Source organism: Mycobacterium sp. (genome assembly GCF_049683355.1).
In the GTDB taxonomy this organism is placed as follows: Bacteria; Actinomycetota; Actinomycetes; order Mycobacteriales; family Mycobacteriaceae; genus Mycobacterium.
The window spans coordinates 1-4674 of the sequence record NZ_JBAUJB010000465.1; the positions used below are offsets into that span (position 1 = coordinate 1).

Here is a 4674-nt window from a genome sequence, read left to right on the forward strand (position 1 = left end):
AGTCCCGCCGGGAGTGGCCCGGTGGCAGGACGTGGAGCCATGCGTGAGACCGAACCCGCGCCAGCGGGCAACGTAGCAGGCGATGAAACGTCAACCCCGCACCACCGGCCGGTGGACCAGACGGGGACCGCCTCACCGCAAGGCGAGGCTGCCTGATGAACAAGCGAACCCACATTCGCTCAACAAAAGGCAACGGCACGAAGATCACGTGTTTGAGGGACTCGGGTCACGCAGATCACAGCGCGCGGGACGTATAACCCATCGCCGCTGCGGGCATTGCTGGGCCAAGTCCCTGTGGTCATGACCGAAAGAAGACACCAACACGATGTCGCGCTACCTGTTCGCAATCGGTGGGTTCAGCTATCGCCGCCGCTGGCTGGTACTGGGCGCCTGGCTGGCCGCCCTCGCCGCCGTGGCGGTCGCGTTCGTCGGGTTCCGCGGTGAGCCCAGCGACAACTTCACCATCCCCGGCACCGAATCGCAGCGGGCCGTCGAGCAGTTGCGCCAGGAGTTGCCGGCCTTCGGCGGCGCGCAGACCCAGCTCACGTTCGCCGCTCCCGAGGGGCGCGCGATCACCGATCCAGCACTGGCCACGGGAATCGGTGAGGCCGTCGCGACCGTCAACACGATTCCCGGCGTCGCAGCGGCCGCCGGACCCACACAGACCGGGCAGATCGCCCCGGACGGGCGGGTCGGCCTGGGCACCGTGCAGTGGGAAGCCCCCCTCGGCGAGGTCACCGATGCCTCGCTGGCCTCACTGGAGTCCGCGATGGCGTCGGCGCGGGACGCGGGTGTGCGCGTCGAATACGCAGGCAGCGTGTACCCCGGCTACAAGGTCAGCGTCCCCCACCTCCCCGAGATCATCGGGGCCGGCGTCGCGTTCCTGATCCTGCTGATCACCTTCGGCGCCGTCGTCGCCGCGGGACTGCCGATCCTGACGGCCAGCATCGGCGTCGGCATCGGCGCACTCGGGATCTTCGTCGTCGCGGCGTTCGTGGACATGCCCACCGCCTCGTTGTCGCTGGCGCTGATGCTGGGTCTTGCCTGCGGCATCGACTATGCGCTGTTCATCCTCAACCGGTACCGCAACAACCGGCTGCTGCTGATGCCGGGCGAGGAAGCCGCCGGGCTGGCCGTGGGCACCGCAGGCGGCGCCGTGGTGTTCGCGGCGCTGACCGTGATCATCGCGTTGTGCGGCCTGTCGGTGGTGGGCATCCCGTTCCTCACCTACATGGGCCTGGCCGCCGCCGCGGCGGTCCTGATCGCGATGCTGATCGCGCTGACGCTGCTGCCCGCGCTGTTCGGTTTCGCGGGCACCAAGGTCTCCAAGTTCATCCGGGCACCGCTGCAACCCGGCCGGCCCAAAGAGGTCGCCCATGTCGCCGCGTACACGCCGCAGCGCACGTTCGGCGCGGCGTGGGCACGATTCGTCGTGCGGTTCCGCAAGCCACTGCTGCTGGGCGGCTCCGCCGCGCTGATCCTGATCGGCTTGCCGACCTTCGGCATGCACCTCGGGTTGCCGAGCGGCTCATCACAACCGGAGTCCAACACCGCCCGGCAGGCCTACGACCTGACCGCAGAACACCTCGGACCCGGCTTCAACGGCCCGCTGCTCGTCGTCGCCGACCTGGCCGGGGCCGACCCGCGGGCCGCGTCCACCATCGCCGCCAATGTCGGCCGCGAACCGGGCGTCGTCGCGGCCGCGCCCGCAGGCGGCGACGAAAGCACCGCGGTCATCCAGGTCATTCCGGCAACCGGGCCCAACGACACCGCGACCGCTGACCTGGTCCAGCGTATCCGGGCCGACCGCGACATGATCGAGGCCGACACCGGCGCGACGATCCTGGTCGGCGGCACCACCGCGTCCAACATCGACACCTCGGACAAGCTGGCCGCCGCCCTTCCGGTGTTCGTCGTGGTGGTGGTCGGCCTGGCGTTCGTGTTGCTCACGATGGCGTTCCGCGCCGCGCTGGTGCCGATCACCTCGATCATCGGCTTTCTGCTCTCGGTCTTCGCCGCGCTCGGTGTCCAGGTGGCGGTATTCCAATGGGGCTGGGGTGCAAGCTTTCTCGGCATCACACCAGGAGAGACGATCAGCTTTCTGCCGATCATCGTGCTGGCCATCATCTTCGGGCTGTCCAGCGACTACGAGGTGTTTGTGGTCTCCCGGATCAAGGAGGAGCTCAGCAGGACCGACGACGCGTTGGCGGCCGTCCGCAACGGTGTCGGCCTGTCGATGCGCGTGGTGACGGCCGCGGCGCTGATCATGTTCGGTGTCTTCATCGCCTTCCTCGCTGGCAGCGATCCGATCATCAAGTCGGTCGGGCTGACGCTGGCCGTGGGCGTCTTCCTGGATGCGTTCGTGGTGCGCCTCACGCTGATCCCCGCGGTAATGAGCATGCTGGGCAGCCGGATGTGGGTGCACTCCAAGTGGTTCGGCCGCTACGTCCCGGACCTCGACATCGAGGGCACCGCGCTGGAGTCCAAACACCCGAGCCCGGTGGGGACTTCTTAGTCCAGCAGTTGCAGCACCAGAACCACCGCGGTGACGGCGAACAGCGCCGCGAACAGTCCGATCGCGATGAACGCGGCGATCGCCCTCGGTGTCAGTTTGCTTCCGGCGGTCGGATCCGCGTTGGACGTCGCCGAGGTCTGGGCCGAGTCCGGAGGCGTCTCACCCGGGGGCACGCCGCCGGCGCGCTCCTCACCGGGGACGTTCACGGGATCGGGATCCGGGGGCAGAGCTGTCATGAGTCGATCACCTGTCGCTGTCGTTCCGGCGCGCCCCGATGGGGCTGAATTCCAGGCGTACCCCGGATGGGGGCGTTTACACGGAAACCCTTTGCGGGCTACCTGGTGGAGCCGTTGATCACCGGTTTGTCGATCAATCCCGCGCTCCACACCCCACATCGTGGCGATGGCCCGGTACTCACCGGTCTCGATGAGGTGTTCCAACGCCAGCCGCAGCGACTCCACCAGCGGGCCGCATGACATCGAGAAGGCCAAGGTGCTCGTCGCCGAGGCAAAAGCCGACGGTGTGCCCGTCGACACCCAGATCCGGTTGATCGCGCGCACCGCGCAGTTCCCGAAGATCGCCGAGACCATCGAGGTGATGCAGAGCGAGTTCACCGAGATCGGCCTCAACGTCAAGATCGAGATGATGGACACCGCCGCGCAGCTCGAGTACCAGCTGCGGCCGTTCCCGGCGAACACCGGGCCGTACCTGCTGATGATCATGCACGGCAACCAGGCCGGTGACGCGGCGTTCACGCTCGACCAGTACATGCTCGCCGACGGGCCCCAGGCCGCCTACGGCACACCGGAATTCGACCGCAAGATCCGCGCGGCCGAGGAGCTCACCGACGAAGCCCGCCAGGATGCGTTCGCGTTCGAGGCCATCGTGCCTGCTGCCGCCGACATCCGCTGGCACATCGGTGGCGTCCCCGAGTCGCAGTTGCGCGACGCCGAGGTGTACGTCGGCAGCCGTTTCGACGCCGACATGGCGCGCAAAGCGCAGAAGCTGCGCCTGATCCACGTCGCGGGGGCCGGCACGGACAAGATCGACTTCGCCGCCCTGTCGCCGGATGTACTGGTGGACCAACACTTTCCATCACGGACGGTCGATCGCCGAGTATGTCGTGTCGGCGGCGGTGATGTTGCGCCGCGGGTTCCTCACCCAGGACCGCTCACTTCGTGACAATGTCTGGGCGACACCGGTGTACGACAGCTCCATCCCCCAGCCACCCATCTTCGGGGACGCACACATCGGGTTCGTCCGCTTCGGGCACATCGGACTGCGCAGCTGGAACCTGTTGCGCCCGTTCGGGTGCACCGCCGCGGCGGTCACCGGTTCCGGTCGAGTCACCCTCGATGCCGGACTGCGCTGGGTCGGCGACACCGGCGACCTCGACCGGCTGATGCGCGAATGCGACGTGGCCGTGGTGTCGGCGCCGCTGGAGGATCACACCCGGGGCATGATCGGCGAGCCGCAACTGAGGGCGCTGGGACCCGACGGGGTGCTGATCAACGTGGGGCGTGGGCCGCTGGTGCAGGAGCGGGCGCTCTACGACGCGCTCGCCGGCGGGGTGATCCGCGGCGCGGCGATCGACGTCTGGTACCGCTATCCCACCGGCGGCGACTGTGCGCCAAGCGAACTGCCGTTCGCCGAACTACCGAACCTGCTGATGACCCCGCACTCGTCAGGGGTCACCAGCGACACCTTCACCGGTCGTGTGGACGAGGTGGCGGCGAACATCTCGCGTCTGCAGCGTGGCGAGCCGCTGCGCAACCTGGTCCGCCGCTGACGCCCGGCCGGAACTGTATTCCAGGCGGGGCTGCCTCGAAATTTCGCGCCTGGAATACCGTTCCGGCGGGAAGTGGGGTCAGCCGTACGGGTCGGGCTCGTGGAACCGGTTGATGATCGGGATCCGTTCGATGATCCGGTCCCGTAACCGGGGCTCCTGTTGCGGAATGGTCGACTGCGGCACCTGGGCGGGCGGCGGCAGCACCGGCGGCACATACACCGGCGCCGGATCCGGCGGCAGGTAGTTCGGCGGCGGCGCCGGCGGCACGTAGTCCGGCGCGGGCGGGATGTAGGCGGGTGCCGGGGCGACCGGCTGCTGGTAAACCGGCGGCGGCGCGGCGGGCGGCGGCGCGACCGGAGCAGCCGGCGGC

The 4674-nt window shown here is 68.6% G+C and carries 3 protein-coding genes and 2 pseudogenes; 3 read left to right on the top strand and 2 right to left on the bottom strand.

Annotation, left to right across the window (positions count from 1 at the left end):
* Positions 1–325 precede the first annotated feature (325 nt).
* Positions 326–2515 (top strand): MMPL family transporter, encoded by a 2190-nt coding sequence (locus tag WA944_RS26280; RefSeq protein WP_526647496.1) that lies wholly within the window; start codon positions 326–328, stop codon positions 2513–2515.
* Here the strand turns inward: WA944_RS26280 and WA944_RS26285 are convergent.
* Positions 2512–2751 carry a DUF6480 family protein gene (locus WA944_RS26285; protein ID WP_526647497.1) on the bottom strand — a complete coding sequence of 80 codons (240 nt, stop codon included), beginning with the start codon at positions 2749–2751 and terminating at the stop codon, positions 2512–2514. The genes WA944_RS26280 and WA944_RS26285 overlap by 4 nt on opposite strands.
* A gap of 232 nt (positions 2752–2983) precedes the next feature.
* Here WA944_RS26285 and WA944_RS26290 point away from each other — a divergent pair.
* Both WA944_RS26290 and WA944_RS26295 read left to right on the top strand, forming a co-directional pair.
* Positions 2984–3388 (top strand): annotated as a pseudogene (locus WA944_RS26290) (ABC transporter substrate-binding protein); the annotation flags it as partial.
* A gap of 9 nt (positions 3389–3397) precedes the next feature.
* A pseudogene (locus WA944_RS26295) lies at positions 3398–4304 on the top strand (2-hydroxyacid dehydrogenase).
* Between the two features lie 78 nt (positions 4305–4382).
* Here the strand turns inward: WA944_RS26295 and WA944_RS26300 are convergent.
* A partial coding sequence (locus WA944_RS26300) for a DUF7157 domain-containing protein (RefSeq protein WP_526647498.1) occupies positions 4383–4674 on the bottom strand: 292 nt, incomplete at its 5' end.

What these genes read in the sequence shown, in the direction of transcription:
- WA944_RS26280 (WP_526647496.1), top strand. Translation starts at nt 326, where the DNA reads ATGTCGCGCTACCTGTTCGCAATCGGTGGGTTCAGCTATCGCCGCCGC.
- WA944_RS26285 (WP_526647497.1), bottom strand. Translation starts at nt 2,751, where the DNA reads ATGACAGCTCTGCCCCCGGATCCCGATCCCGTGAACGTCCCCGGTGAG.